Annotated in this window: 20 protein-coding genes; 8 read left to right on the top strand and 12 right to left on the bottom strand. The window is 68.6% G+C overall.

Features of this window, described 5'->3' with window-relative positions; all coding sequences use genetic code 11:
• The first annotated feature begins 235 nt into the window (after positions 1-235).
• Positions 236-9,547, top strand: coding sequence for a type I polyketide synthase (locus IU452_RS32115; protein ID WP_195112969.1), 9,312 nt, complete (start codon positions 236-238; stop codon positions 9,545-9,547).
• A 227-nt stretch (positions 9,548-9,774) separates the two neighbouring features.
• The gene (locus IU452_RS32110) at positions 9,775-10,197 is read left to right on the top strand and encodes a holo-ACP synthase (RefSeq protein ID WP_195112968.1); all 423 of its coding nucleotides are present in this window, start codon (positions 9,775-9,777) and stop codon (positions 10,195-10,197) included.
• Positions 10,198-10,303: 106 nt separating this feature from the next.
• Here IU452_RS32110 and IU452_RS32105 read toward each other — a convergent pair whose 3' ends face one another.
• Positions 10,304-11,041, bottom strand: coding sequence for a TetR family transcriptional regulator (locus IU452_RS32105; protein ID WP_195112967.1), 738 nt, complete (start codon positions 11,039-11,041; stop codon positions 10,304-10,306).
• A gap of 173 nt (positions 11,042-11,214) precedes the next feature.
• On the opposite strand from IU452_RS32105, the gene IU452_RS32100 reads away from it, so the two are divergent.
• The gene (locus IU452_RS32100; protein WP_195112966.1) at positions 11,215-12,522 is read left to right on the top strand and encodes a hypothetical protein; all 1,308 of its coding nucleotides are present in this window, start codon (positions 11,215-11,217) and stop codon (positions 12,520-12,522) included.
• A gap of 234 nt (positions 12,523-12,756) precedes the next feature.
• Here the strand turns inward: IU452_RS32100 and bcp are convergent, their stop codons facing one another.
• Complete coding sequence (bcp, locus tag IU452_RS32095) at positions 12,757-13,230, bottom strand: thioredoxin-dependent thiol peroxidase (protein WP_195112965.1); 474 nt, start codon at positions 13,228-13,230, stop codon at positions 12,757-12,759.
• 97 nt (positions 13,231-13,327) lie between these two features.
• Between bcp and IU452_RS32090 the strand changes: the two genes are divergently transcribed.
• The gene (locus IU452_RS32090; RefSeq protein ID WP_195112964.1) at positions 13,328-13,552 is read left to right on the top strand and encodes a DUF3618 domain-containing protein; all 225 of its coding nucleotides are present in this window, start codon (positions 13,328-13,330) and stop codon (positions 13,550-13,552) included.
• 63 nt (positions 13,553-13,615) lie between these two features.
• Here IU452_RS32090 and IU452_RS32085 read toward each other — a convergent pair whose 3' ends face one another.
• Both IU452_RS32085 and IU452_RS32080 read right to left on the bottom strand, forming a co-directional pair.
• Positions 13,616-13,924: an excalibur calcium-binding domain-containing protein gene (locus IU452_RS32085; protein ID WP_195112963.1), complete on the bottom strand. Its 309-nt coding sequence runs from the start codon at positions 13,922-13,924 to the stop codon at positions 13,616-13,618.
• A gap of 132 nt (positions 13,925-14,056) precedes the next feature.
• Positions 14,057-15,034, bottom strand: a complete 978-nt coding sequence (locus IU452_RS32080) for a pirin family protein (RefSeq protein WP_195113072.1) — start codon at positions 15,032-15,034, stop codon at positions 14,057-14,059.
• 60 nt (positions 15,035-15,094) lie between these two features.
• Between IU452_RS32080 and IU452_RS32075 the strand changes: the two genes are divergently transcribed.
• Positions 15,095-15,562, top strand: a complete 468-nt coding sequence (locus tag IU452_RS32075) for a MarR family winged helix-turn-helix transcriptional regulator (protein WP_195112962.1) — start codon at positions 15,095-15,097, stop codon at positions 15,560-15,562.
• Between the two features lie 6 nt (positions 15,563-15,568).
• Here IU452_RS32075 and IU452_RS32070 read toward each other — a convergent pair whose 3' ends face one another.
• The 3 genes from IU452_RS32070 to IU452_RS32060 are packed head-to-tail and all read right to left on the bottom strand — an operon-like array spanning position 15,569 to position 18,190.
• Positions 15,569-16,609, bottom strand: coding sequence for a crotonase/enoyl-CoA hydratase family protein (locus tag IU452_RS32070; RefSeq protein WP_195112961.1), 1,041 nt, complete (start codon positions 16,607-16,609; stop codon positions 15,569-15,571).
• A gap of 32 nt (positions 16,610-16,641) precedes the next feature.
• On the bottom strand, positions 16,642-16,974 hold the full coding sequence (locus IU452_RS32065; protein WP_195112960.1) for a hypothetical protein: 333 nt from the start codon (positions 16,972-16,974) through the stop codon (positions 16,642-16,644).
• A gap of 55 nt (positions 16,975-17,029) precedes the next feature.
• Positions 17,030-18,190 carry a sensor histidine kinase gene (locus IU452_RS32060; RefSeq protein ID WP_228819125.1) on the bottom strand — a complete coding sequence of 387 codons (1,161 nt, stop codon included), beginning with the start codon at positions 18,188-18,190 and terminating at the stop codon, positions 17,030-17,032.
• 261 nt (positions 18,191-18,451) lie between these two features.
• On the opposite strand from IU452_RS32060, the gene IU452_RS32055 reads away from it, so the two are divergent.
• Positions 18,452-18,751, top strand: a complete 300-nt coding sequence (locus IU452_RS32055) for a hypothetical protein (RefSeq protein ID WP_195112959.1) — start codon at positions 18,452-18,454, stop codon at positions 18,749-18,751.
• Here IU452_RS32055 and IU452_RS32050 read toward each other — a convergent pair.
• Positions 18,717-19,169 carry a MarR family winged helix-turn-helix transcriptional regulator gene (locus IU452_RS32050; RefSeq protein WP_195112958.1) on the bottom strand — a complete coding sequence of 151 codons (453 nt, stop codon included), beginning with the start codon at positions 19,167-19,169 and terminating at the stop codon, positions 18,717-18,719. The genes IU452_RS32055 and IU452_RS32050 overlap by 35 nt on opposite strands.
• Before the next feature lie 81 nt (positions 19,170-19,250).
• Between IU452_RS32050 and IU452_RS32045 the strand changes: the two genes are divergently transcribed.
• Complete coding sequence (locus IU452_RS32045; RefSeq protein WP_195112957.1) at positions 19,251-19,625, top strand: cupin domain-containing protein; 375 nt, start codon at positions 19,251-19,253, stop codon at positions 19,623-19,625.
• Position 19,626: 1 nt separating this feature from the next.
• Here the strand turns inward: IU452_RS32045 and IU452_RS32040 are convergent, their stop codons facing one another.
• The gene (locus tag IU452_RS32040; RefSeq protein WP_195112956.1) at positions 19,627-21,006 is read right to left on the bottom strand and encodes a lipase family protein; all 1,380 of its coding nucleotides are present in this window, start codon (positions 21,004-21,006) and stop codon (positions 19,627-19,629) included.
• Between the two features lie 351 nt (positions 21,007-21,357).
• On the opposite strand from IU452_RS32040, the gene IU452_RS32035 reads away from it, so the two are divergent.
• Positions 21,358-23,307 (top strand): CocE/NonD family hydrolase, encoded by a 1,950-nt coding sequence (locus tag IU452_RS32035; RefSeq protein ID WP_195112955.1) that lies wholly within the window; start codon positions 21,358-21,360, stop codon positions 23,305-23,307.
• On the opposite strand, the gene IU452_RS32030 is transcribed toward IU452_RS32035, so the two are convergent.
• The 3 genes from IU452_RS32030 to IU452_RS32020 form a co-directional block, all read right to left on the bottom strand.
• A complete protein-coding gene (locus IU452_RS32030; RefSeq protein ID WP_324192957.1) occupies positions 23,308-23,943 on the bottom strand; it encodes a TetR/AcrR family transcriptional regulator in 636 nt (211 codons plus the stop codon).
• Between the two features lie 36 nt (positions 23,944-23,979).
• Positions 23,980-24,588 (bottom strand): TenA family protein, encoded by a 609-nt coding sequence (locus tag IU452_RS32025; RefSeq protein WP_195112954.1) that lies wholly within the window; start codon positions 24,586-24,588, stop codon positions 23,980-23,982.
• A gap of 95 nt (positions 24,589-24,683) precedes the next feature.
• A complete protein-coding gene (locus tag IU452_RS32020) occupies positions 24,684-25,169 on the bottom strand; it encodes a carboxymuconolactone decarboxylase family protein (protein WP_195112953.1) in 486 nt (161 codons plus the stop codon).
• Positions 25,170-25,198: the final 29 nt, after the last annotated feature.

Below are 25,198 nucleotides of genomic sequence, written 5' to 3'. Positions count from 1 at the left end.
GGTGGGACCAGCGGGGACGGAACATGAGGGAGGGTCATGTTTCGGATTTTTCTTGGACGAACGTACCGGAATACCGAGGGGTAACCCCTAACGCGACGGCGGAACATGAGGAAATCCTCATGATTCTGTGCGATCCTCGGCCTTCATCAGGTCCTCAGGGGCGAGGGACACCTGCGCACGGAGGAGCGGCCCCCTGTCAGGGACGAGCCGCCACGAGTAAGGAAGTCGATACGTCTTGACGATCAACGAGAGCACCGGGACCGGATCGAGCGCAAAGGTGGCTGGGGGAGCTGCGGACAGGGGGATCAAGTCGTCGCTGCTGGATCGTCTGCTCGCAGGTGAGACGTATGCGCTCGCCTTCGGCGGGCAGGGCGCGGCCTGGCTGGGCGAACTCGAGGAGATCGGGCGGGACAGCGCCCTGGAGCCGGAGCTGACCGCGCTGGTCAACGAGGCCGCCACCCGGCTCGAGCCGGTTGCGGCGAAGTTGCTGATGGTGCGTCCGATGGGGTTCGACCCGATCGCGTGGATGCTCGAGGACGATCTCGCCGACCCCGATCAGGGCGAGGTGTCGGCGGCCCCGCCGCAGCAGGTGCTGCGGTCGGCCGCGATCTCCATGCCGGGCGTCTTTCTGACCCAGGTGGCGGCGCTGCGCGCGCTGCGGCTGCAGGGCCTGGATCCGGGCGCGCACGCCCCGGCCGCGATCGTCGGTCACTCTCAGGGCCTGCTGGCCGCCAAGGCCGCCGAGGCGCACGGCACCCGCGACGCCGAACTGCTGGCGCTGGCCCAATTGATCGGTGCCGCAGCGACACTGGTGGCCCGTCGGCGCGGCCTGATCCCCGTGGGGGAGCGCTCGCCGATGGTGGCCGTGTCCAACGTCGATCCCGAGCAGCTGAGAGCGGTGGTGGCCGAGGTGTCCCAGGGGGTGGATCCGGCCGCCGCCGCGGTGGTGTCGATCCGCAACGGGCGCCGCCGGGCGGTGCTGTCGGGCACGGTGACCCAGCTGGAGCGGGTGCGGCAGCGCTGCGCGGAGATCCATGCCGAGCAGACCCGCGAGCGCGAGGCCAAAAAGCGCGGCGGCGCCGTGTTCGCGCCGGTGTTCGAGGACGTCGAGGTCGAGGTCGCCTTCCATCACCCGGCCCTGACCGACACCGTCGATCTGGTCGAGGCGTGGGCCTACAACTGCGGTATCGACACCGAACTGGCCACCCAGCTGACCCGGCAGATCCTCGTCGAGCCCGTCGATTGGGTGGCGACCGTGGATGCGGTGGTGGGCGAGGGCACGCACTGGATCCTGGATCTGGGCCCGGGTGATCTGCTGACCCGGCTGACCCTGGGCTCGCTCAAGGGCACCGGTGTCGGCATCGTCGCGGCGTCGACCCGGCCGGGGCAGCGCAGCCTGTTCACTCCCGGTGCGGCGCCGGAGGTGGCCCCGGCGTGGTCGACATTCGCCCCAGAGCCGGTGCGGCTGCCCAACGGCCGCATCGTCGTCGAGACCGCCTTCACCCGGCTCACCGGGCGTTCGCCGATCCTGCTGGCGGGCATGACACCCACCACCGTCGACGCGAAAATCGTTGCCGCAGCGGCCAATGCGGGTCACTGGGCCGAACTCGCCGGTGGCGGCCAGGTCACCGAGCAGATCTTCGCCGACCGGGTGGCCGAGCTGAAGACCCTGCTGCACCCGGGCCGCGCGGTGCAGTTCAACTCCCTGTTCCTCGACCCCTACCTGTGGAAGCTGCAGCTGGGCGGTAAGCGACTGGTCCAGCGGGCCCGCGCCGCGGGTGCGCCGTTCGACGGTGTGGTCGTCACCGCGGGCATCCCCGAACTCGACGAGGCCGTCGCGCTGATCGAGGAGCTGACCGAGGTCGGCATCACCCATGTCGCGTTCAAACCCGGTACGGTGGCCCAGATTCGGGCCGTGCTGCGCATCGCCGACGCCGTGCCCGACTACCCGGTGATCATGCACATCGAGGGCGGTAGGGCCGGCGGTCACCACTCCTGGGAGGACCTGGACGACCTGCTGCTCGAGACCTATTCCGAGCTGCGCAACCGCGCCAACGTGATCGTCTGTGTCGGAGGCGGAATCGGCACCCCCGAGCGGGCTACCGAATATCTGACCGGCGAATGGGCCGTGGCGCACGGCTATCCGGCGATGCCGCTGGACGGTGTGCTGGTGGGCACGGCCGCGATGGCGACGCTGGAGGCGACCACCGCGCCCGAGGTGAAGCAGCTGCTGGTCGAGACGCCCGGCACTCCCGCCTGGGTCGCCGCGGGCACGGCATCGGGCGGAATGGCTTCCGGCCGTAGCCAATTGGGCGCCGACATTCACGAGATCGATAACTCGGCCTCGCGCACCGGCCGGCTGCTGGACGAGGTCGCCGGGGACGCCGAGGCCGTCGCCGCCCGGCGCGCGGAGATCGTCGAGGCGCTCAACCGCACGGCCAAGCCGTATTTCGGCGATGTGGCCGCCATGACCTACGTCGAGTGGCTGGAGCGCTACGTCGAACTGGCCGTCGGGCTGGACCGCCGCAAGGACTTCGACTGCGGCACCGATTTCGGCGAGGTCATCACCGATGCCACCCGCTCGCTGTGGCTGGACATCACCTGGCGGGACCGGTTCGCGGAGATGGTGCGGCGCGCGGAGGCCCGTCTGCATCCCGCCGATCGCGGCGAGATCGCCTCGCTGTTCGCCGACGACAGCGCGTTCGAGCAGCCGGTGCAGGCGATCTGCGCGCTGAAGGAGGCGTATCCGGAGGCCGCCGAGACCGTCCTGCATCCGGCGGATGTGCCGTTCTTCGTCTCGCTGTGCAAGACCCCCGGCAAGCCGGTGAATTTCGTGCCCGTCATCGACGCGGACGTGCGCCGCTGGTGGCGGTCGGATTCGCTGTGGCAGGCCCATGATCCGCGGTACTCCGCCGATCAGGTGTGCGTCATTCCGGGCACGGTGTCGGTGGCCGGTATCACTCGTGTGAACGAGCCGGTCGGTGAGCTGCTGGACCGCTTCGAGCAGGACACCGCGTACTCGCTGATCCGCGGCGGGGTCGCGCCCAAGGCCGTCGACGGGCGCCGTCGCGCCGAGGTCACCGAGGGCGCGCTCGATATCGTGCTGTCCGCCCCGGACGTGGAGTGGGCCGGGCGCACCACCGTGAATCCGATTCACCGGCTGGGCGATCTGCACGAGTGGACCGTCGACGACAAGGGCGCGGTGCATCGCCCGACCGGCGCGACGCTGGTGCCGACCACCGGACCCGAGGACCATGCCTACGCCGAGCTGATGGTGCCGCTGCTGGGCCGCGACGCGGTCCGTATCCGTATCACCGTGCCCGCCTCGGTGTACAACGGCGGCGCGCCGGTGATCACCGAGGGCGATGCCGAGGCCGCCATGTCGGCGCTGCTGGCCGTCGCCGCCGGACGCGAACTGCCGGAGGTCAAGTCCGCGAACGGCATTCACGTCGCCCACGTGAACCTGGCCTGGACGCCGGATCTCGGGGCCGACCACGCCGGTGTCACCGGATCGGGCCTGCCCCCCACCCTCAGCACCATCGGGCGGACCGTGCCGGATGTGCTCGTAGGTGCCTGCTGGCCCGCGGTATTCGCGGTCCTGGGCGCCTCGCGCTCCGCCGAGGGCACCAGCGTCATCGAGGGCATGCTGGATCTGGTGCATCTGGACCACCAGATCGAGCTGGTGCGCGAATTGCCCGGCGAGCCCGCGGTTCTCGCCGTGCGTGCCGAAGCCACCTCCGTGGCCGACACCGATCTGGGCCGCGTGGTCGAGGTTCGCGTGACCGTCGGCGCCATGCGCGATCACGGTCTCGAGACCCCGGCCGTGGCGAAACTGGTGGAGCGCTTCGCCATTCGCGGCCGCACCGGTGACGGCGAACTCGCCGATCCGCCGCGGGCCGCCGGTACGGCGGCCGAGGCGACGGACACGCCCAGGCGGCGTCGTCGCGACGTGACGATCACCGCGCCGTGGGCGATGGGCGCCTTCGCCGAGGTGTCCGGCGACCACAACCCGATCCACACCAGCGATGCCGCCGCCAAGCTCGCGGGTCTGGGCGGCCCGATCGTGCACGGCATGTGGCTGTCGGCCGCCGCCCAGCACGCGGTGACGGCCGTGGATCCCGAATCCCCGCTGCCGCCACGGGCTTTGACCGCCTGGACCACCCGCTTCCTGGGCATGGTGCGCCCCGGCGCCGAGATCGATGTTCGGGTCGAGCGGATCGCGGTGGACCGCGGCAGCGAGATCGTGGAGGTGTCCTGCCGGACCGGTGGCGCTCTGGTGGTGGCCGCCACCGGCCGCATCGCGGCGCCGAAGACCGTCTACGCCTTCCCCGGACAGGGCATTCAGGCCAAGGGGATGGGCCTGGACGCGCGGTCGCGGTCGAAGGCCGCCAAACAGGTCTGGGATCGCGCCGACAAGCACACCCGCGAGGCGTTGGGCTTCTCCATCCTCGCCGTGGTGCGCGACAACCCGACCTACCTGCGGGCACGCGGCGTGGAATACCGCCACCCACAGGGAGTTCTGCACCTGACCCAGTTCACGCAGGTCGCGATGGCCACCCTCGGGGTCGCGCAGGTCGCGGAGTTGCGGGAGGCCGGTGCGTTCGTGGAGGGCGCGATGCTGGCCGGGCATTCGGTCGGCGAATACAACGCGCTCGCCGCCGTGGCCGGTGTGCTGCCGCTGGAGGCGGTGCTGGAGGTGGTGTTCCAGCGCGGCTCGGCCATGCACGAGCTGGTGCCGCGGGATGCCCAGGGCCGCAGCGACTATCGGATGGCCGCCATCCGCCCGTCCCAGATCGGGCTGCCCGATGCCGAGGTCGTCGATTTCGTCGCAACAGTGGCGGCTCGTGCTGGTGAATTTTTGGAGGTCGTGAACCTGAACCTGCGTGGTTCGCAGTACGCGATCGCGGGTACGGTGCGCGGACTCGAGGAGCTGGAGGCCGAAATCGAGCGCCGCCGTGTGGAATTCGGCGGTAAGCGCGCCTTCGTGCTGGTGCCCGGCATCGACGTGCCGTTCCACTCGACGGTGCTGCGCAAGGGCGTGCCCGAGTTCCGCACCAAACTCGAGGAGCTGCTGCCCGCCGACCTGCATCCGGAAGTCCTTGCCGGACGCTATATTCCGAACCTGGTGCCGCGGCCGTTCTCGCTCGAACGCGATTTCATCGCCGAGATCGCCGACTACGTTCCCTCGGAACCGCTGGCGCGGGTGCTGGCGGACTGGGATTCGTGGACGCAGCGCCCGACCGAGCTGTGCCGGGTGGTGCTGATCGAACTGCTGGCCTGGCAGTTCGCCAGCCCGGTGCGCTGGATCGAGACCCAGGATCTGCTGTTCACCGACACCGCGCACGGCGGCCTCGGCGTGGACCGGTTCGTCGAAATCGGCGTCGCCGCAACGCCGACGGTGGCGAACCTGGCGACCAACACCCTCAAGCTGCCGCAGTTCGCCACCACCAAGGTGGAGGTGCTCAATATCGAGCGCGAGGCGGCAATCGTGTACTCCACCGATACCGACCCCGCCCCGGCCGACGAGCCGGAAGAGGCCGTTGTCGAACAGATTCCGGCCGCTCCCGCGGCAGCCGCGCCGAGCGCCGCGCCTGCGCCTGCCCCCGCCGGGGGCCCGCGTCCCGATGACATCCCGTTCACCGCGGCCGACGCCACCCGCGTGCTCATCGCGCTGTGGACCAAGCTGCGGCTGGACCAGATCGGCCCGGTGGACACCATCGAGGGCCTGTGCGACGGGGTGTCCTCACGGCGAAACCAGCTGCTGGTCGACCTCGGCTCGGAGCTGTCGCTGGGTGCCATCGACGGTGCCGCCGATGCGGATATGGGCGCGTTGTCGGCGACCGTGGACCGGTTGGCGCGCACCTACAAGCCGTTCGGATCGGTGCTGTCCGATGCCATCGGCGATCACCTGCGCAAGGTGTTCGGTCCCTCCGGCAAGCGCCCGGCGGCCGTCGCGGACCGCGTGAAGAAGGTGTGGCAGCTCGGCGACGGCTGGGCCCATCACGTCACCGCCGAGGTGTCGCTGGGTACCCGCGAGGGCACCAGCGTGCGCGGCGGCGACCTGGGCGGCCTGGTGTCGGGCGCACTCACCGACGGAGCCGCGGTGGATGCCGCGATCGACGCCGCCGTGCAGTCGGTGGCGGCGCGGCGCGGGATCAGCGTGGCGCTGCCCACGGCCGGCGGTGGTGGTGGCGGCACCGTGGATGCGGCGGCGCTGGGTGAATTCACCGAGCAGATCACCGGCCGCGACGGCGTGCTGGCGACCGCGGCGCGGGTGGTGCTCGAGCAATTGGGGTTGTCGGAGCAGGTCTCCGCACCGGAGGCGACCGACGAATCGCTGGTCGACCTGGTCTCGGCGGAACTCGGCAGCGATTGGCCGCGGCTGGTCGCGCCGGTGTTCGACGCCCGCAAGGCGGTGCTCATCGACGACCGCTGGGCCTCGGCCCGTGAGGATCTGGCCCGGCTGTGGCTCGGCGACGACAGCGATATTGCCGAACTGCCCGTCGACGGACATCTCGGCGCGGGCGAAGCCGTTGCGGCGCAGGCCAACTGGTGGCGCCAGCGGGCCATGAAGCAGGCCCGCTCGGTGCTCGCCGGAGTGTACGAGCGCATTGCCGAGGCGGCCCTCGACACGACCGAGGCGGGCGCCTGGTCGTCGGATACCGCGGTGATCACCGGGGCCAGCAAGGGGTCCATCGCGGCCGCGGTCACCGCTCGGCTGCTCGGCGGCGGCGCCACGGTCGTGGTCACCACCTCCAGGCTGGACGACGGGCGGCTGGCCTTCTACAAGCAGCTCTACCGCGAGCACGCCCGTCACGGTGCCGCGCTCTGGGTGGTGGCCGCGAACATGGCCTCCTACCAGGATGTCGACGCGCTCATCGACTGGGTCGGCAACGAGCAGACCGATAATGCCGGTGGCGCGAAGGTCCTCGTGAAACCGGCGATGACCCCGACGCTGCTGCTGCCGTTCGCGGCGCCCCGGGTGGCCGGTGACCTCTCCGACGCGGGTGCGCGCGCCGAAATGGAGATGCGGGTCCTGCTGTGGTCGGTGGAACGGTTGATCGGCGGGCTGTCCATGCTCGGCGCCGACCACGACGTCGACTCGAAACTGCATGTGGTGCTGCCGGGTTCGCCCAATCGCGGCATGTTCGGCGGGGACGGCGCCTACGGCGAATCCAAGGCGGCGCTGGACGCCGTCGTCGCCAAGTGGCGCGCGGAGAAGTCGTGGGCGCACCGGGTCACGCTGGTGCACGCGCTGATCGGCTGGGTGCGCGGCACCGGGCTGATGGGCCACAACGATCCTCTGGTGGCCGCGGTCGAAAAGGCCGGTGTGCAAACGTGGTCCACTCAGGAGATGGCCGACGAACTGCTCAAGTGGTGCACCTCGCGGGCGCGGGTGGTGACCGCCACCGGGCCGCAGCAGATCGACCTGACCGGTGGTCTGGCGCGGGCGAAGCTGGATCTGCCTGCGCTGGCGAAGGATTCCGGCATCGGCCGGAGCGACGAGGAGGACGACCGCGACGCCCCGCAGACGCGGACCGTCGCCGCCCTGCCCGCTCCGCCGACACGAACCTCGAAACTGCCGGTCCCCGAATGGGATTCGGTCACCGCGGAGCTGCACGACATGGTCGTCATCGTCGGCGCGGGCGAGCTCGGTCCGTACGGGTCCTCGCGCACCCGCTTCGAGATGGAGGTCGAAGACCGCCTCTCCGCGGCCGGTGTGCTCGAGCTGGCGTGGACGACCGGCATGGTCACCTGGGAGAACGATCCCAAGCCGGGCTGGTACGACACCGAATCCGGTGAGTACGTCGACGAATCCGAGCTGGCCGAGCGGTATCACGACGCGGTGGTCGAGCGCTGCGGCATCCGCCGCTACGGCGACGACGGCGCGATGACCGACAACACCGCGCCACTGCTCACCTCGGTGTTCCTCGACAAGGACCTGAGCTTCGTGGTCAACAGCGAGGCCGAGGCGCGGGCGTTCTACGCGGCGAACCCGGATTCCACGATCATCACCCCCGCCTCCGAGGGAGGAAGTGACTGGACCGTTACCCGCAAGGCGGGCACCGAGATTCGGGTTCCGCGCAAGGCGAAGCTGTCACGCACGGTCGGCGGCCAGATCCCCACCGGCTGGGATCCCACCAAGTGGGGCATCTCGCCCGATATGGCGAGTTCGGTGGACCGGGTAGCGCTGTGGAACATCGTCTGCACCGTGGACGCGTTCCTGTCCTCCGGATTCACCCCGGCCGAACTGATGACCTGGCTGCACCCGGCGATGGTCGCCAACACCCAGGGCACCGGTATGGGCGGCATGTCGTCGATGCGCTCGCTCTACATCGACAACCTGCTGGGCGAGCCGCGCGCCAACGACATCCTGCAGGAGGCGCTGCCGAATGTCGCACTGGCACATGTGGTTCAGTCCTATGTCGGCAGCTACGGCGCGATGATCCATCCGGTCGCCGCGTGCGCGACGGCGGCGGTGTCGGTCGAGGAGGGCGTCGACAAGATCAAGCTCGGCAAGGCCGATCTCGTCGTCGCCGGTGGGTTCGACGATCTCGGGATCGAGGGCATCGTCGGCTTCGGTGACATGTCGGCGACCGCGGATTCGGCGGCCATGAGCGCCAAGGGCATCAGCGACCGCTACTTCTCCCGCGCCAACGACCGGCGCCGGGGTGGGTTCGTCGAATCACAGGGTGGCGGCACGATTCTGCTGGCCCGCGGCAGTGTCGCGGTGGAGATGGGCCTGCCGGTGCTCGGCGTGGTGGCCTATGCGCAGTCGTTCGCCGACGGCGTGCACACCTCGATTCCGGCGCCGGGACTCGGGGCGCTGGGTGCGGGCCGGGGCGGTACGGAATCCCGGCTGGCGGCAGAGCTGCGCAAGCTCGGTGTCACGCCGGACGACATCGCGGTGATCTCCAAGCACGACACCTCGACCGCCGCCAACGATCCCAACGAGTCCGAGCTGCACGAGCGGCTGGCCGATGCGTTGGGTCGCTCGGAAGGCGCTCCGCTGTTCGTGGTTTCGCAGAAGTCCCTCACCGGGCATGCGAAGGGCGGCGCGGCGGCGTTCCAGCTGATCGGCCTGTGCCAGGTGCTCGAACAAGGTGTGGTGCCGCCCAACCGCAGCCTCGACTGTGTCGACGAGAAGATGGCCGAGTACCCGCATCTGGTGTGGGTGCGCGAACCGCTGAAGTTCGCGGATCGGTTCCCGCTCAAGGCCGGTCTGGTCACCTCGCTCGGCTTCGGGCATGTGTCGGGGCTGTTGGCCGTCGTGCATCCGCAGGCGTTCATCGAGGCCATCGACCCGCAGCGGCGTGCGGAGTACCTGCGCCGCGCCGAAGAGCGGCAGCTGGCCGGGCGCCAGCGGTTCGTCGAGGCCATGTGCGGTGGCGCCCCGCTGTACGAGCGGCCCGCCGATCGGCGCCTGGGCGCCGACGGCACCCCGGCCAAGCAGGCCCGGCAGTTGGAGGCCGACGTGCTGCTGTCGCACGAGGCTCGGCTGACCGAGAACGGCGTGTACACCGTTCCGGGAACCGGCTGCAAGTAATCCCGCAACCCTCGTGGTCCCGGCGACAAGCACGCCGGGGCCACGAGGGACGCACGCGGGGCCACGCGGGGCCACGAGGGATGCACGCGGGACCGGGAGGGACGTACGTTCCCCGCGGGTAGCTCCTTCTTGTTCCCCGCCGCAGGCGGGGCGGGGGTTAGCATTGCCGAGGTTGGCTGGCATGCGGTCGTTTTGGTGGCCGCACTACATCGAGGTTGAGGGGCGCGTTGACGATTCTTGGGATCGGCCTGGACCTGGTGACCATCTCCGAGTTCGCCGAGCAGCTGCAGCGCACCGGAACAACCATGCTCCGCGAGAGTTTCACCGCCGGTGAGCGGCGCTACTGCGAGAGCAAGGGAACCGATCCGGCGCGCAGCTATGCGGCCCGGTGGGCGGCCAAGGAGGCCGTGCTCAAGGCATGGGCGTCCTCGCGCTTCGCCCGCCGTCCGCAGATCGGCGACAATCCCTATCCCCTCATCGAAGTGGTGAACGACGCCTGGGGGCGGCCCAGCATCAAACTGCACGGCCTGGCCGCAGAATTCCTGCCCCGCGCCCGGGTGCATCTGTCCATCACCCACGACGGAGACACGGCCGCCGCCATGGTGGTGCTGGAGGATCCGGGCGAACTAGCCGATCTGATCGAGCACTAGGCTTCCCCGCACCGTCCCCGGCGTGCAGCCCCTTTTATGGCCTGGGCGTGCAGCCCCCGTATGGCCGGCAGTGCAGCCCCTTTATAGCCCGGGCAGCGCAGCCCCTTTATTGCCCCGGCACGTTCTTGGCCGTGGCCTCCCGCTGCCCGCCCATGCGGGATTCCTTCTCGGCGACAAGCAGATACGCGACCATCAGCCGCTTCAGCTCGGCGACGGCGTCCTCATGGCGCAGGCCGTCCTGGACGGAGAAGTTCAGCATCGAATACACCACGTGCACCAGCACCTGCGCCATCATCGAGCGCCGGGCCCGTGGGGTACGGGGCATCAGCGGCCGCAGCATCTGCTGGACCACCTCGGCGAATTCCTTCTCGTGAATCGCGCCGGTGGCGCGCGTGGAGGGGGTGGACTGCATCGCCAGCCACACCTCGCGGCGCGACGGATCGGTCATCCACAGCTCGGCCAGGTGATCGACCAGCTTGTTCATGTGCCGCAGCCAGTCCATCGACGGGATCTCGCCGTGGAAGTCGGCCAGCTCCTGCGAGACCGCCACCAGGTCCTGGCGATTGAGCTCACAGACGATCACGTATTTGTTGGCGAAGAACTGATACAGCGTGCCGATCGGCACCTCCGCGCGGGCCGCGACCTCCTCACAGGTGAACGATTCGAATCCGACCTCCACCAGCAGTTCGCGCGAGGCTTGGAGCAGCGCGTCGAATTTGCGCTTGCTGCGCTCCTGGGTGGGGCGGCGTCGGGGCATCAACTCCTGCGGGTCGTCCTGCAACTCCAATGCGGGGTCCGGACGTCGACTCGACTTCGTTGCCGCACGCGCTTCCACCACAACCATCAGGCTAGTCGTAGCGACACGCGGATGACACGCGGCTACGCCGTCCGTGTCCGGTTTCGTTGTCACTCATAACCCATCCGTGCCGGAAGTGGTGACGAACACATACCGAGTAGGAGTACCTGGTGGCGGTTTCTCTCAGTGCATCGGAGGCGTGATCTGTGGCTCGATCTGCGGTGACATTAGGCGTTTCCACCGAACGCGGCACCGTGCACGCGGTGGCGTTGGCCGACGACGGCGGCAGGCTGCCCGAACGGGTGCTGGTCCAGCGGTCGGTACGGATCCGCGGCGACGGGAAACTCGATCTGGCGCAGGCCGTCGAGGTGGCGCTGGAGAATCTGGCAGACGAGATAGGCCCGGATCGGGAGATCGTCGGCGCCGCGGTGTGTTACCGGGACGCGGCCGAACGCCGCGCGATAGTCAGCGGCCTGGCCTCGGGCGCGTGGCACGACGCGTCGATGGTGTCGGCCAAGTCCGCCCATCTGGCGCTCGCGCGGGCCATGAACTGGGTCGACGAATTCGGCCATCTGGTGATCTGCGAGGTGGTGCCCGGATACCAGGCGTTCTCGCTGGTCTCACCCGACCGCGACAGGGTGGTCTCGGCCATCGCGTCGACGGGTGCCGCGATCACCAAGGAGACGATGCGCCCCGCCGTACATGCGGCATGGGATCAGTTCGACGCCGCCGGTGTGCAACCGGATGCGGTGGTGGTGATCGGTTCCGCCGCCGAACAGCCCGCGGTGGCCGCGGCACTGGCCGGTTTCGGCGCGCCGATCCTGCCGTGCAAGGTGGCCGTGGCCGCGGCGGCGATCGGCGCCGCCCTCGTGGCGTTGCCGGAGACGACCGAGAACGGCGCGGACGGCGAACGTGGCCGGTTCACGCGGAGTACGGCGGCCCTGTTCGCGGCGGCGAGTGTGCTGGCAGGCGGAATCGTCGCCGGTGGTGTGTACGAGATCAGCAGCAGGTCGCGCTCGGACAGCAATTCGATGCTGGCCGATGCCCGGGTCGCCGCGGATACCAGGCGGACGCCCGAGGTGGAGCAGCCGCTGTCGCTCGGCCCGCGGACCGAGGCCGAGAGCGAACAGCGGCCGGGCGATCCCGTCGTGACCGACGTCGATTCGTCGGCGATGGGCAGCAGCCCTGCGGTTTCGGTGGTGACCGTCGATCCGGCTGCCCTCACCTGGGGTCCGGAGGGTGTGCGGCGGCTCGGCGTGCGTCAACTCGACACCACACCCTCGGAGCCCCCGAAGGCGGAGGAACCGCTGGCACCCGACTCACCCGCGTCGGCCCCGCCCCCGACCGGATCCGCCGGGGCGCCACCGCTGGCGGCCCCGACCGCCCCGGCCGTCGCCCCCGACGAAAAACTGCTGTTCCCCGGCGAACCCTCCCCACCCCAGCTCGGCACCCCCGAATTCGGCTCCTGGTGGGACAACCATTGGCGCCTGATGATGCAGTGGGCCTCCCAGGTCATGCCCCGCGTTTGATCCCGGCCCAAAACATGCCGGGATAACGAGAAGGTATATGCCGGGATGAAGAGAGGGAGCCGCCCTTACTCCTAGGCTGGCCCCCGGCTCCCCCGGCTCCCCCGGCTGGCCCCTCTGGTTTCCCGGCTGGCCCCTCTGGTTCCCCGGCTGGCCTCTCTGGTTTCCCGGCTGGCCTCTCTGGTTCCCTGGCTGGCCCCCTGGTTCCCCCGGCTGCGCAGCAGCCGGGGGTCTCGTTCAGACAGCCAGGTCGCGGCGGAGCTTGGCGACGTGGCCGGTGGCGCGGACGTTGTACTGGGCCACGGCGATCTTGCCCTCCTCGTCGACGAGGAAGGTGGAGCGGATCACGCCGGTGATCTTCTTGCCGTACATGGTCTTCTCGCCGTAGGCGCCCCACGCGTTGAGCACCTCGCGGTCCGGATCGGACAGCAGCGGGAAGGTCAGTTTCTCGTTGTCACGGAACTTGGCCAGCTTCGCGGGCTTGTCGGGGGAGATGCCGATGACATCGATACCGGCACCGTTGAGCTCGGCAAGGTTGTCCCGGAAATCGCAGGCCTCCTTGGTGCACCCGGGGGTGCTGGCGGCCGGGTAGAAATACACGATCACCTTCCGGCCGCGATAATCGGCCAGCGACACCTCCTTGCCATCGGCGTCGGGCAGGGTGAACGAGGGCGCGGTGTCGCCCGGACTGAGTCGGTGATTCTCCGTCATGCCCAGCACCGTAATCCACGGCTGTGACAGCGGACGGCACATCCCACCGACGGATAGACTCGATCGTCAGCGACCGACAACGGATACAGGAGAGAACGTGGCGAGGGATACCGAGCGCATCGAGCGGGAGATCGAAGTCGCCCGCAACCGGCTCGCGAATACACTCGACGAGCTCGCGGTGCGGGCCGACCCGCAGCGGATCGCCGGCAACACCAAGCAGGCGATCATCGCGAAGGTGAACGAGCCGAAGGTGAAGTACAGCCTGATCGGCGCGGGCGCGCTGGTCGTGCTGGTGGTTCTGGTCAAGCTGTTCCGTCGCTGAGGGCCGAAGCGAAAACACCCGGTGTGGCAGTGCCACACCGGGTGTCGTCGTTTATCGGGTGGATCAGACTGTCGGGCAGGCCATCCCGGTGCCGTCCGGATCCAGGTGCGGCGAGTAGCCCGGCTCGCCCCGGAACAGCGGTGCCCGGCCGGCGGCCCGCGCCTCGTCACAGTTCTTGAACGTACCACCCGCCGAACCGGTCTGGGCCAGGCCGGACGAGCCGGTGGCGCCGATGACATCGTCGATGCCGGACGAGCCGGTGCCTGCCGAGCCGGTAGGGATGGGGTTGTCGGCGACGGCGGTCGGGGCGATCGGGGCGGCGAGGGTGACCAATCCCGCGCCCACGGTCACGATGAGCCTGCGAACGTTCATGTATTCCTCGATGTCTGCTGCGATGTGTGTGCGACGGGCCGACCGACACTCCCCGCTGTGGTTGGCCGGGAACCGCCGGGCTCTACTGTTCTGATGGCGCGTGTGGTTGTCAACCGCACGGCCGAGACTCGCTTACTCGCCCAGCCGATTCCCAGCCAGGTGCTCGGCGGGAATACGCCCCATTCGCCCGGCCTCGAAATCCTCGATGGCCTCGATGATTTCGTGCCGTGAATTCATCACGAACGGCCCGTACTGCACCACCGGCTCCCGGATCGGTTCGCCGCCGAGCAAAAGTACCTCGAGATCGCCCGACGGTGTGTCCTGGCGTTCGTCGGCGGTCACGGTGATCGCGTCGCCGGGTCCGAAAACCGCCAGCTGCCGCTCGTGTACCGGTCGTCCCTCGGTTCCGGCGGTCCCGCTGCCGGACAGGACGTAGGCCAATGCGCTGAAGTGCTGTGGCCAGGGCGTTTCCAGACGGCCGCCGGGACTGAGCGAGGCGTGCGCGTAGGAGATGGGGGTGTAGGTGGACCCCGGCCCCTGATATCCGCCGATCTCTCCGGCGATGATGCGCACCAGGGCACCACCGTCGTGCGAGCTGACCAAGGTCAATTCGCTCGCGCGCAGATCCTGATAACGCGGCGAAGCCATCTTCTGCGCGCGCGGCAAGTTCACCCAGAGCTGGATGCCGTGGAACACGCCGCCGGACATCACCAGTCGCTCGGCGGGCAACTCGTCGTGCAGGATGCCGGACCCGGCGGTCATCCACTGGGTGTCGCCCTCGCTGATCACACCGCCGCCACCGTGCGAGTCGTGATGGACCATCGTGCCGTCGAGCATGTACGTGACCGTCTCGAAGCCGCGATGCGGATGCCAGGGCGCGCCCTTGGCCTCGTACGGCTCATAGGCGACCGGTCCCATCTGATCGAGCAGGATGAACGGATCGGCGTAGCGCAGCTCCAGGCTGGGGAACGGGCGGCGCACCTCGAAACCGGCGCCCTCGCGCTGCTTGTGCGCGGTGACGACGGCGCGCACCGCCCGCTGCCGCATGGTTTCGTCGGGGCGCGGCAGCCGGGGGAGCACCAGGATGTTGTCGACGGTGATGGCGGGCATGAGGACCTCCTCGGTCGCTTTGGTGTCCATGTCAACCAAATCCTGGCTAGGATCATTCCCATGGTGCGATGGCTCAGCGACGACGAGCAGACGACCTGGTCGGCGTTCGTGCGAATGCGGCAGCGGCTGGACGCGGCGATGGCGGCCGGACTGGCCCGTGACGGGTTGTCGATGCCGGACTACGAGATCCTGGTGGCCCTGTCCGCCGCGCCGGGCGATTGCCTGCGCGCGAAGGATTTGGCCGCGGAGATCTGCTGGGACAAGAGCCGGTTGTCCAAACATCTCGCCCGCATGGACACCCGTGGTCTGATCGACCGAACTCCCGCGGCCGACGACGCCCGCGGCATCGTGGTGCGCCTGACCGCCCACGGCCGCCGCATGCTGGAGAAAGCCGCCCCCAACCACGTCGATCTGGTCCGACGCCTGTTCGTGGACTCCATGACCGCCGACGAGGCACAGGCAATCCGCTCACTCGCCGAAAAGGTGACCGCCGAAGCCGAGCAAGCCACGGCGCTGGACGTCGGCTGAGATCTCCTATTCCGCTGCCCCCGAACCCTTTTCGAACTGGTCCCGCTTCCAGTCGCCGAAGGGCTCGTCGCGTTCGCGGACGGCCTCGCGGAAACCTGCGGTGGCCGAGCGTAATTGGAAGGCGTAGCCCTCGCGGGTGTGGCGGGCGACGCCGTCGAATACCGTGCTGATCATGCCGGAATTGGCGACGCCCTGGGCCAGCAGGGCGCTGGTGAGGGCCAGCTTGGCCATGATCAGCTGGTTGATCGGTACCTGCGAAATGCGTTGCAGCAGTTGTTCGGTGCGCTCGTCGAGCTCGTCGGCGGGGCAGGATTCCACCGCGAGGCCCCAGTCGGCGGCCTGCTTGCCGGTGAGGCAGTCACCGGTGAACAGCAGCCGTTTGGCGCGTTGATCGCCGAGCCGATGCGCCCACATGCCCGCGGCGGGAATGCCCCAGACCCGGGTGGGCGGATAACCGATCTTGGTGTCGTCGGCGCAGATGATCTGGTCGGCGTACAGGGCGATATCGGTGCCACCGGCGACGGCGAAGCCGTGCAGTTTGGCCACCGTCGGCTTGTTCGCATGCAGCAGACTCGAGAAGCCGCGGTTGAATCGGCTCATCATCTGATAGTCGACCATGGGATCCCATGTGCCCCAAGGGTTGTGGTTACGTGCCTGCACCATCGGGTCGAGCACGGTGCCGGTGGTGGGCTGGTCCGAGGTGGCGGGAGCGAACCCGCCTGCGGCGAAGATCGACAGGTCGTAGCCCCCGCAGAAGCCCTTGCCGCGCCCGGACACGACCATCACGTGCACACGCGGGTCCAGATCGGCCCGCTCGACCGCATGGGCCAACTCGATCGGGGTATCGGCGGTGATCGCATTGCCGTGCTCGGGGCGGTTGAACGTGATGCGCGCGATGCGCCCGGTCACCTCATAGGTGAGCGTGCGATAGCTGCTTTCGTCGTCCGGACCGGGGCGTTCGGCGAACAGCGAGTCGTCGCCGCCGGTGAGGTCGTCGCGCCAGGCCGCGGGACGCGTCCCGGAATGGTGCTGGTAATCGGGTGCCACCCAAGAAGTGAACCCCGGTTCATTTCTTGGTGTCAAGAGGTATCTGTATCAACGGTCCACGGCTTCACCGGCGGTTTGACCCACAGAATCTTCTCGTCGACGCTTTCCCGTTGTGCCGCAGGATGGTTCGGATGACGCGCGGCCCAGGCGTCCTTCTCGTCGAGCAGCCGCGCGACCAGGGTCCAGGTTTCCTCGGTGCTCGGCGGATTGGTGTCGGCGGCGCGGGCCAGCTTGCGGCGCGCGGCGGCCGGAAGCACCAGCAGCTCCGCGCCGGTGATGCCGCGCTGCCATGCATAGGCCGCCAGCCGGCGCGCCTTGTCGGCGCGGCCCCTGGCGGCGTGATCGGTGTGCGCGTAATCGGGCATGATCAGGGCTCGACCAGGTCGTGCCGGTAGTATCCGGTCCCGTTCGCCCGATCGTTCACTGCGGCACCTCCGCTGTCACCTGCCACCCTCGCCCGTCCTGCCCCGGTCCGGCCGACAGGCTGCCGCCGACCAAGGCGATCCGTTCACGCATCCCGGTCAAACCGTACCCGCCGTCGGAACGCGGCTTCCCATTCACCGATGCCGGATTGTGCACCGACAGCCGCACCAGGTTCCGTTCGAAACTCAGCACCATCGAAACCGGCGCTCCCGCAGCGTGTTTGCCCGCATTGGTCAGCGCCTCGCGGGCGGCGCGCAGCAGCGACACCGTGGTGGCCGAGTTCACCGGGTGCGGCGTACCCGTCACGCGGTAGTCCACGATCATGTGGTGATCACGCCGGTAGGTGTCGGCCAGAGCACGCAGGGCCTCGTCCAGCGGCGGGACGTCCTCGCGCAGCGCGGTCACCGCGGCGCGCGCCTCTGTCAATCCGCTGGCGGCGAGCCGGCGCGAGCGGCGCACCCGCGCCAAAGCGCCGGGCACATCGCCCTTTTCGCTGAGCAGTCCCTCGGCCACATCGAGCTGAACGGCCAGCGCGCCGAGCGAGTGGGCGAGGACGTCGTGGATCTCGCGGGCGATGCGGGCGCGTTCGTCCAAGGCCACCGCGCGCGCCTGTTCGTGCTGGGTGCGACGGGTCTGTTCGAGCAACAGTTCGGTCTCGCGCACTCGGAATCGGTATTGGCGCCGATACAGGCCCAGGAGCAACAGAATGAGCAGGATCACCGCGGAGGTGACCGGATCGTCGGTCGATTGGCCCGCGAGCAGGGAGCTCGCGGTCACCGTGGCGGCATCGGCGGCGAAGGCCAGCAGAATGATCGTGGCGCTCGCGGTGAGTTGCTGGCTGAGCAGGCTGATCGCCGCGCACGTCATCAGCAGAGCGGACGAATCCGTCGCCGGGCCGACCACCGCCGCGCTGATCAGCGCGCAGCACACCAGCGCCGCGATGGCAATTCGTGGTCGGCGCGTGTCGAGGACGGCGAACACCAGCAGGCACGCGTACGCCGCGCCCAGAGCCACCCACATCCAAACCGGTAGCGGCCCGCGATGATTGAACCCCAGATTCACCGCCAGCAGCGCGGCGACGATGATCCGCATCAGTGGGCTGTTCTCCGGGTCGCCGCTGGTCAGCCGACGCGCGACCCGGCGCAGCTGCTGCCGCATGGTCCTCCTCTGGCGCTGTGCGGTCCGGTCGGCATTCTGCCCGCAGGTCGTGGGGCATGCCGACCATCCTGCGGTGGAGATCGGGATGGAGACTACTGCGCTCCGCGTCGATGCGGCCTGTCCTCGGAAACTCTGACCGCCGATCGAGGGAGATCGGCCTCCGCCGACCGTCTGCACCCCTGGGGGGAGATCGCCGATTCCATCCGCGCGCCGAGGCGGCGTGGTGCGGTCGGCGGATAGCGTTCGCCCCTGACCTGATCGATGCCTCCGGGGAGTGGCCACCTGACCGAAACGGCCGTAGCGCCAGGCATTTCCGAGGCCGCGCCGCAGTCCGGCCGAGCGCGGAAACTGCTGCTGCTCGCCGGCAATATCGGGTTGGCGCTGGGCACCTACTACGGGCTGCTCGTGCTCGGCCACACCAGTTATTCGGCGCTGCTGTGCTCGACGATCGTGTCCGGCCTGCGGGCCGTGGCGATCGCGGTGGCGCAGCGCCGGGTCGACGGCCTGGCTCGGGCGGGTGGGCTACTCACCATGCCGAGGGCCGGACCCGGCTCGGTGTGACGACCCGTGCCAAGGCGTCGCGCAGGCCGATGAGCGTCTCCGCGCCCAGGGTCGCCGCCCAGCGAGAGGTGAATTCGGCCTGGGCGGCATCGGCGGCGCGGGTGACCGCCCAGCCTCGATCGGTGAGGGTGATCAGGCGCGCCCTGGCGTCGTGCGGATGCGGATTGCGTTGGGCGTAGCCCTTGTTCACCAGTTCCTCGACCAGCTGACTGGCCGCCTGCTTGGTGACGCCGAGGTGGTCGGCGATCTCACCGACCGTGGCTCCGTCGGGAGCCATGCGCACGAACGCGAAGCCGTGTGCCGGGCGCACATCGGTGAATCCGGCCGCCGCCACCCCGGCCTGGACGGCGTCGCTGACCTCCGCGGCGGCGGCCAAGAGCAGCAGCGGAAGATCCTGGGCAGGGGGACGGCTGGGCATGCAAGCATCTTGGCACTTGACATAGTAGTCAAGAAGCTTGACTATATAGTCAAGTTGCTTGACCGAATGAGGAGAAGGTCCATGCCCGTGATCCGCGCCGCCGAGGCCGAAGTCCACGAGATGCACAACGCTCGATTCACCTCCTATGTCCGACCCGGTACCGGCAGTGCCGACATCTGCCTGTGGCAGGTGGAGGTCGCGGCCGCAACGATCGGCCACGAACATCGAGTCCTGCGCGAGGAGGTGTTCGTATTGCTCGATGGCACAGCGGTTTTGAGCATCGACGGCGCGGCCGCATCACTGGCGCCGGGCGATGCCGCGGTCGCGCCCGCCGGAGCCGTTGTCCGGCTGGACAATCCGGGGGAGCGCGCGGCGGTTCTGCTGGTCACCGTTCCGGTCGGCTTCAGTGCCGAACTTGCCGACGGCACGCGGATCATTCCGCCGTGGGTGAGCTGACTCATCGCGACCCGATGGCCTGGCCGACGAGGGCTTGCGCCATGGGCGGCAGGATTTCCGACAGGGCTCGGCCGAACTCCGGCTCGGGGATGGTGCTGACCGGACTCTCGATACGGCAGCCCGAGATCGGGACGCCGTCGAGCCGATCGCGAACCCAGTGGAATGCGCTGGGCAGGTGGGTAACCAGCCCGGAAATGTGCTCGGCCAGCAATTCTCGCCGGTAGGTCACGCTGGGTGCGCCCGCATCACAGTACTGCTGAACCACGCGGTCGACCCCGGCGTGGGGAATGATCTCGTCGAATTGGGCCTGGTACAGATACACCGGCATCGTCGGAATACGTTGCCCCAGAGTATTATCCGCGATGGCGGCCCGAACCGCCGGTAGCGACAACAGGTCCGGGCCGGTACTGGTTCCGAGATAGTTGAAGCCAGGGAACACGATCGAGCCCTGCGGGTGGCACAGCACCCGCTTGGTGCCCAAAATGAACTGCCCGAAACCGTTCACGTTGTCGCGCAGCGCCTTTTCCATATCGGGGTACTCGGTGGAGATCCCGGCGAAGGTGGCCGAGATCAGTCCCGCATACACGCCACCGTTGTTGTGCCGGACGATGGCCTCGTAATCCGCCGGTGCCACACCGCCGCTCGCGATGCCGACGATATTCAGCTCGGGCGCATAGTCCTGGGCGATCTCGGCGGCGAACGAACTGGGAATGGTGCCGCCGGAGTAACCCCACAGTGCCGCAGGCGTTTTCGGGCCATCGAGCTGGGCCGGAGCGAAATTCTCCACCGCGCGGATGCCGTCGAGGGTGGCCTGGGCGCCCAGCCGCGCGGCACCGTAGGCCGAGTTGGGGCCCTCGTAGTCGGGTATCGACACGGTCCAGCCCTGACCGACGCCCGCGGCCAGCGGGATGAGCAATTCGGCAGCGTTGACGTAATCGATCGGCAGCGAACCGAATTGCACCACATACGATTGGGCGCAGTATTGCGCCGCGCTGTCCTCGGCGATCTGATAGGACAGCAGCTTTCGCCCCTCGGCGGGGGCCGCGCCGCGCGGTTTCAGCACGGTGGTCACCGTCGCGATGGCGTTGCCATGGCTGTCGTTGGTGCGGTACAGCAACTGCCAGGCATCGACGTTGAGCGCAACGATGGACATGAATGCCGGGTTGATGGCCCGTGCCCTCAGGATCTGTCCGGGCGCGGCGGCGGCGACCTGTTCGGCCGGCGGCTTGTAGAACGGATCGAGTTCGGGCGGCAGCGTGAGTGCGGGTGGGGGTTCGATCGCGGGTGCGGGTTCTGCCGTCGCGGGGCCGAGGTGCAATGCCGCGGCGTAGCCGACGGCGACCACGGCCACCCCGAGGCACCTGCGGAAACGTGCTGACATAGCGGTCTTCCTATCCGTCGAGCCGGTCGGCGGCTCTGTTGCTCGGATCACAAATGGTAATCTATCTTACCAAATAAGCCAAGGGTGTGAGCTGAAGAATGCAAGGCCGTCGACGCGGCCCTTGACAATCTGATAAGACGCCTTACCGTATTCGCCGAGGGTGATACGGGCCACAGCGGGCCCGGCCCTCGTGGTTCGGACAAGGCGGAAATGAATATGGGTGTACGCCGCTCTCCGCAGTCGGCCGTGCGTGCGCGGTCGGTGTCGGTCGGGACGCGAATCGTCGTGGTCTGTGTAGCGCTCTCGCTCGCTCCCTGCACGCCACCCGCTCATGCGGAACCCGAAGGGGGAGTGGCTGTTTCTCGGGTCGGCTCCCGAACCGGGCTGCCGCAGGGGTGGAGTCCGGGCCCGGAGGTCTACGGCGTGGGCGAACACAAGAACGTCGAAATCCCCGTGGCGGACGGCACGGTCCTGCGCGCGGACGTCCAATACCCGACCGACCCGTCCGGGGCGCCCGCGCCCGGACCGTTCCCGATCGTGCTGACCCAGACCGCCTACGGCAAGGAATCCACCGGGCTGCTGCGGTTGCTGTCCTACGAGGGGGTCGGGCCGCTGCTGCGGCAGGCGCTGCCGAGCGTGGTGGACGTGGCCGAGCAGATCGCCGATGCGGCCGGGTACGGCGACTATTTCGTCCGCCGCGGCTATATCAGCGTGGTGGTCGACCTGCGCGGTACCGGGTCCTCGGAAGGACACTGGAGCGTGCTGCAGCCCCAGGAGCGTGAGGATTCCAAGCAGGTGATCCGGTGGGCGGCCGGACTGCCGAACTCCACCGGCGAGATCGGGCTGTGGGGGCTGTCGTATCTGGGCATGAGCGAGCTGATGACCGCGGGCGTGATGGAACCCGGCTCGCCGGTCAAGGCATTGTTCCCGCTGATGGCCGGTAACCACGCCTATCTGGACCTGATCAATCACGACGGGTTCTACAACGTCTCGTTCCTGTGGTCGGTGCTGTGGCTGCCGGTCACCCTGTTGCCGCAGATCACTCCCATCCTCGGGTTGTACGCCCGGCCAGACCAGATGTTGAAGGTGTTCGGCGACCACCTGGGCTCCCATCTCCGGCCCGACGGCACATGGCCGTCGATCCTCGACGCCTTGGCCGACGGCGACCGCGCCTACAACAGCGGCTACTGGGAGGCCCGGGCCATCGACAACCTGACCGAAACCATTGCGGCCAACGACATTCCGACCTATCTGATCGGCGGGCAGAACGACCTGCTGCAGGACGGCACCCCGCGGACCTTCGCCGCTCTGCAGAATGCCTACGCGCACCGACCGCACTCCGGACCGATGCCGCCCGATGCGACGGGCAGTGGGCGATTCCAAATGCTGTACGGCCCTTGGTTTCACATTCAGCCCGGCGTGCACCGCAATGCCGATCTCGATATGCACGCCATCCAGCTGGCCTGGTTCGATCGCTGGTTGAAGAACGACCACAACGGGATCGATGAGACAACCACGCCGCTGCATGCGATCGATCTGGACGGAAATCTGATCGAAAGCGGCACTTACCCTTTGGCCGCCGCACCCGCTCGCAACCTGTATCTCGGCGACGGCACGCTGTCGGTGGACAAGCCGGGCGCCGGTGCGGGGAGTGATCGAATCTCGTTCTCGCCCCTGAATGCCGGAACCATCTGCAACCGGTCGTTTTCGCAGAACTTTTCCGGGGTGTATCAGATGCTGGCCCGGCTGTTCGGCGTCGACGATCCCTGCGCCGGGTTCGTGCCGCAGCCCGATCTGCCGTCGTTGATCCACAATCCGTCCTACACCACTGCGCCGTTCACCGAACCCACGGCCCTGGCGGGCCCGGTCGGCGCCACGTTGTACGCCGTGGCCGACAAGCCCGCGGCGGCGTTCTCGGTGACCGTGCAGGACATCGCGCCCGACGGCACCGCGACCGCCCTCACCGACGGTCAACTCGCTGGAAGCTTCCGGGCGCTGGACGAGGACCGCAGCTGGCGCACCCCGGACGGGAGCCTGATCGGGCCGTTCCACCCCGATACGCGCGAGGCGCTACTGCCGGTGGTCCCGGGCGTGATGACCGAATACAACGTGAAGGTGCGACCCGCGTTCCATATCTTCCGGCCGGGGCATCGGCTGCAGATCACCATTGCCTCGGGCGACGCGCCAACCCACATCCTCACTCCGAAGGACTATCCGAATCTGCTGGGCGGCACGGTCGATGTGCAGCGCAATGCCGAGCACGCCTCGTTCGTCACCGTGCCGCTGGCGCCGGTCCGATGATCAGCCGATCGCGATGCCGCCGTTGACGAATGTGGTGATCTCCACGCAGATCTCGTCGAGTGTGGGCGCCTCGCGATCACCGCGCGCGAGCTCTTGGGCCAGCGAGTTGACCGCACCGATGACGGCGATCGCGAACAGCCGGTAGTCGCGGGGACGGGCATCGCCCCGCGCGACCGCCCGCTCGGCCTCGGCCTGCAGCAGCGCGCCGATCCGCCTGCGCCATTCGCCGCGCCACCGCTCCACGGCCTCGCTGACCCCGACCACCTCGATGTAGCACACGCGGGCGGTCTGCGGTGTCTGGCAGGTGACCTCCAGATAGGCCCGGAAGCCGTGTGCGATCCGCTCGGCGAGAGGCAGGTCGGTGGTCTGCTCGACGCTGGCCAGGGCGGCCGCCGCGGCCCGTCCGGTGATGTCGTCGGCGAGCGCGATCAGCAAATTCTCCCGGCTGCCCATCTCCTCGTAGAAGCTGCGCGTGGAAATGCTTGCCGCGGCACACAATTGCTCGATGGAGGTGGCCGCGTACCCGGATGTACCGTACAGTTCGAGCGCCGCCTCCAGCAGCCGTGCCCGCCGCTGACCGGCCCGTTCCTCGGCGGTGCGGCCGCCGTAGTGGCGCCGGGGCTTGGTGCCTTCCACATGCCGGATTCTGCCACAGTGCTTTTCCGGCCCCGCTCAGCGCGCCACGTCCCAGAAGGCGAGTTCGTGGCGCATGCCTTCGAGAAACAGGCTTTCGGCGCGGGCGGGTTCCGGATCGGCCTCGTCGAGCATGAGGGCGCACCGGCGGGTCAGGGCGGCGAATCCGGGATCGGCGTAGGTGTCGACCCATCGCCGGTAGCGCGGTTCCCGGGGCGGATTCTCGGCCAGAAGCGTGCCCAGCGTGGAGTAACCCCACATGCACGGGTAGAGGGCGGCGAGCCCGTCGGCGTAGGAAGCGGCCGACTCCAGCAGGAATTCCGTATACGCCACGCACGGCCCGCCCTTTTCGGCGCGGTCCAGATCGGCCCCGAATTCCGCGGCCAGCCCGCGATGCAGCGACAACTCGTCGTGGTAGGTGGCATACGCCAGATCGACCAGATCCCCCAGATGCGCCGCCGGCGCCTGCCAGGCGAGCCGCGAGAACACCCGCACATAGTCGAGCAGAAACAGGTAATCCTGCTCCAACCAGGACCGGAACACCGGCTCCAGAAGATTCCCCGTGGCAATGCCGACCACCGTCGGGTGAGCCAGCTGCCGCTCCACCCACGGCCGTCCGATCTGTTCGAGATGCGCCGAAACACTCATCCCTGCAGTCTTCCGCACGCGGGCGATCGTCCGTGCAGAAGAGCGGATGCGGGGGACCCGGCCCGAATGATGTCGGGCCGGGGTTGCCCCGCCGATCAGTTCGTCATAGCGGCGAACATGCCGGGCTCGTAGGAACCCGCTGGGGTTCGCACGATCACGTTGAACCGGTTGGCCGCGTTGATCAGGGCGACCAGGGCGATCAGCGTGGCGATCTGCTCGTCGTCGTAGTGCTTGCGCACCTCGGCCCAGGTCTCGTCGGACACACCGAGGTGGGCGTCGGCGAGCCGGGTGCCCTCCTCGGCGAACGCCAGCGCGGCCCGCTCGGCGTCGGTGAACACGATGGCCTCCCGCCAGGTGGCGACCAGGTTGAGCCGGACCGCGGATTCCCCGGCGGCCGCGGCGTCCTTGGTGTGCATGTCGGTGCAGAAACCGCAGCCGTTGATCTGGCTGGCGCGCAGACTCACCAGTTCCTGCGTGGATTTCGGCAGCGTCGACTGGGTGATCACCGTGCTGATGTTGGCGAACCGCTTGCCGATCTTCGCGCCGGTTTCGGTGGCCATCAGGTCGATACGGGGTTCCATGACTTCGTCCTCACTCGTGACGTTGTGCT

It is taken from the genome of Nocardia transvalensis, from assembly GCF_015477765.1.
Classification (GTDB): Bacteria; Actinomycetota; Actinomycetes; order Mycobacteriales; family Mycobacteriaceae; genus Nocardia; species Nocardia transvalensis_A.
Note: the sequence above shows the minus strand (reverse complement) of the source record. Positions and strands in the feature narration are given on the sequence as shown.

What these genes read in the sequence shown, in the direction of transcription:
- bcp (WP_195112965.1), bottom strand. Translation starts at nt 13,230, where the DNA reads ATGACGGAGAATCACCGACTCAGTCCGGGCGACACCGCGCCCTCGTTC.
- IU452_RS32025 (WP_195112954.1), bottom strand. Translation starts at nt 24,588, where the DNA reads ATGAGTGTTTCGGCGCATCTCGAACAGATCGGACGGCCGTGGGTGGAG.
- IU452_RS32060 (WP_228819125.1), bottom strand. Translation starts at nt 18,190, where the DNA reads ATGCGGCAGCAGCTGCGCCGGGTCGCGCGTCGGCTGACCAGCGGCGAC.
- IU452_RS32075 (WP_195112962.1), top strand. Translation starts at nt 15,095, where the DNA reads ATGGTGCGATGGCTCAGCGACGACGAGCAGACGACCTGGTCGGCGTTC.
- IU452_RS32080 (WP_195113072.1), bottom strand. Translation starts at nt 15,034, where the DNA reads ATGCCCGCCATCACCGTCGACAACATCCTGGTGCTCCCCCGGCTGCCG.
- IU452_RS32105 (WP_195112967.1), bottom strand. Translation starts at nt 11,041, where the DNA reads ATGGTTGTGGTGGAAGCGCGTGCGGCAACGAAGTCGAGTCGACGTCCG.
- IU452_RS32020 (WP_195112953.1), bottom strand. Translation starts at nt 25,169, where the DNA reads ATGGAACCCCGTATCGACCTGATGGCCACCGAAACCGGCGCGAAGATC.
- IU452_RS32040 (WP_195112956.1), bottom strand. Translation starts at nt 21,006, where the DNA reads ATGTCAGCACGTTTCCGCAGGTGCCTCGGGGTGGCCGTGGTCGCCGTC.
- IU452_RS32065 (WP_195112960.1), bottom strand. Translation starts at nt 16,974, where the DNA reads ATGCCCGATTACGCGCACACCGATCACGCCGCCAGGGGCCGCGCCGAC.
- IU452_RS32050 (WP_195112958.1), bottom strand. Translation starts at nt 19,169, where the DNA reads ATGCCCAGCCGTCCCCCTGCCCAGGATCTTCCGCTGCTGCTCTTGGCC.
- IU452_RS32055 (WP_195112959.1), top strand. Translation starts at nt 18,452, where the DNA reads ATGCCTCCGGGGAGTGGCCACCTGACCGAAACGGCCGTAGCGCCAGGC.
- IU452_RS32085 (WP_195112963.1), bottom strand. Translation starts at nt 13,924, where the DNA reads ATGAACGTTCGCAGGCTCATCGTGACCGTGGGCGCGGGATTGGTCACC.
- IU452_RS32045 (WP_195112957.1), top strand. Translation starts at nt 19,251, where the DNA reads ATGCCCGTGATCCGCGCCGCCGAGGCCGAAGTCCACGAGATGCACAAC.